The sequence below is a fragment of the Pedobacter sp. 01T416_2 genome (genome assembly GCF_056398925.1).
Genome location: NZ_JBFTQI010000867.1, coordinates 1 through 2,323 on the forward strand (window position 1 = coordinate 1; position 2,323 = coordinate 2,323).

Sequence of the window (2,323 nt, forward strand, 5' to 3'; positions counted from 1 at the left end):
GTTAAGGATTTGGCACATGCTGGTGTTAAAGCTGCTGCCATTCACGGCAATAAATCGCAAAATGCCAGACAAAGGGCATTAACTGATTTTAAAGACCGTAAAATACGCGTTTTAGTAGCTACCGATATTGCTGCCCGTGGTATTGATATCGATCAGTTATCGCACGTTTTCAATTTCGAATTGCCGAATATTCCTGAATCTTATGTACACAGAATTGGCCGTACTGGCCGTGCTGGTGCAAACGGGATTGCCATTTCTTTCTGTGATGCAGAAGAAAACGAATACTTATTGGATATCCAGAAACTGATTAAAATTACGCTTCCGGTTGTTGATGATCATCCTTATCCATTAAGCTGGGAAAGTATGCTTGCTAAAAACCAGGTTAAACGTAAACCACAAGCCCAATCTAAAGGCGGTGGCGGCGCTAAAAAAGGTGCTGATGGCAATATGAGCGGTAAACCACGCAATGCCAGCAACAACAGAAGATTTGGCGGAAATAGAAAAAGAGGTGAAAGATAATCGCGGTCGTCATTCTGAACTTGTTTCAGAATCTTACTTACAAAATAGATGCTGAAATAAATTCAGCATGACGTATCTTATAAGTGATAACAAAAAACCCGGATTACGAAACGTAGTCCGGGTTTTGTTTTTTATCGCTTTAGTCTAATCTGATAATCAATAAATTAAAACGCCGCGTCCCTCCTAACTTGATTGGGAATCGCAATCCGATAGCTTTAAGATTCCCGCCTACGCGGGAATGACGGAACTTTTTATATTTCTAGCTTAGGCAAGCGCAAGAAAACCCTCTACCCTAAACCTTCCGCCTTATACCTCTTTACACTACCACATTAATAATCTTTCCTTTAACGAAAATGATCTTTTTAGTTGGTTTTCCATCCAGGAATTTCTGGAATTGCTCATCAGCCAATAAAATGCTTTCTACCTCTGGCTGAGCTAAAGTTAAGCTCAAATTCAGGTTCATTTTCATTTTACCGTTGATTGAAACCGGATAGGCAAACTCATCTTCTACCAAATACTCAGGTTTAAATGTCGGGAAAGCTGTATACGATAAAGTTCCGGCTTCATTACCTAGCAATACCCAAAGCTCTTCGCAGATATGTGGCGCATAAGGTGAAAGGATAATCACCATATCTTCCAAAATCTGACGGTTTTTGCATTTCAGATCGGTTAACTCGTTTACTGCAATCATGAAACTCGATACAGAAGTATTGAATGAGAAACGCTCGATATCATCCTGCACCTTTTTAATGATTTTATGTAGCGATTTTAATTCGGCTTTTGTAGGAACAGCATCGTTTACATGGAAAGCCCATTCTTCGTTGTGGAACAAGCGCCAGAATTTACGCAAGAACTTAAATACACCTTCAATACCATTCGTATTCCAAGGTTTACTCTGCTCTAACGGACCTAAGAACATTTCGTACATCCGCAAAGTATCAGCACCATAACGTTCAATCAAATCATCGGGATTAACCACGTTGAATTTTGATTTCGACATTTTCTCTACTTCGACACCACAGATGTATTTCCCGCCTTCAAGAATAAATTCTGCATTAGCATATTCTTCTCTCCAGGCTTTGAACTTAGCGATGTCTAAAGTATCATTTTCAACAATGTTCACATCAACGTGCAATGCTGAAGTTTTATATTCTTTTCTTAATCCAGCTGATACATAAGTGTTAGTAGGTTTTCCGTTCTCATCGTTAATGCGATATACAAAATTACTTCTACCCTGAATCATGCCCTGGTTAATCAGTTTTTTGAAAGGTTCTTCTTCTTTGGTATAACCTAAATCTTTCAAAAATTTATTCCAGAAACGGCTGTACAATAGGTGACCGGTTGCATGCTCAGAACCACCGATATACAAATCCACATCTTTCCAATATTCAACAGCTTCTTTTGAAGCAAAATCGTTATTGTTATTGGCATCCATATAACGGTACCAGTACCAGCTGCTTCCTGCCCAACCCGGCATGGTGCTTAACTCATAATGTCCACCATCTTTTGGAACCCAGTCTTCAGCCCTGGCCAAAGGTGGTTCTCCTGTTTCAGTTGGTAAATATTTATCAATTTCAGGAAGTAACAATGGTAATTCTTCTTCTTTTACCAAATAAGGCAATCCATCTTTAAAGTAAACCGGAATAGGCTCGCCCCAATAACGCTGGCGACCAAAAATCGCATCACGCTGACGGAAGTTTACTTTTGCTTTCCCTACTTTCTCTTCTTCCAACCAGTTATTTAAAAATGGAACAGCTTCTTTATATGTCATTCCGTTTATGAAACCTGAGTTGATGTATTTTCC

The 2,323-nt window shown here is 39.3% G+C and carries 2 protein-coding genes; one reads left to right on the forward strand and one right to left on the reverse strand.

All coding sequences use genetic code 11. From position 1 onward, the window contains the following. A partial coding sequence (locus AC1DPQ_RS25190) for a helicase-related protein (protein ID WP_477611236.1) occupies window positions 1-519 on the forward strand: 519 nt, incomplete at its 5' end. A gap of 316 nt (window positions 520-835) precedes the next feature. On the opposite strand, the gene AC1DPQ_RS25195 is transcribed toward AC1DPQ_RS25190, so the two are convergent. Next, on the reverse strand, window positions 836-2,323 hold a 1,488-nt coding region (locus tag AC1DPQ_RS25195; RefSeq protein ID WP_477611237.1), incomplete at its 5' end, for a class I tRNA ligase family protein.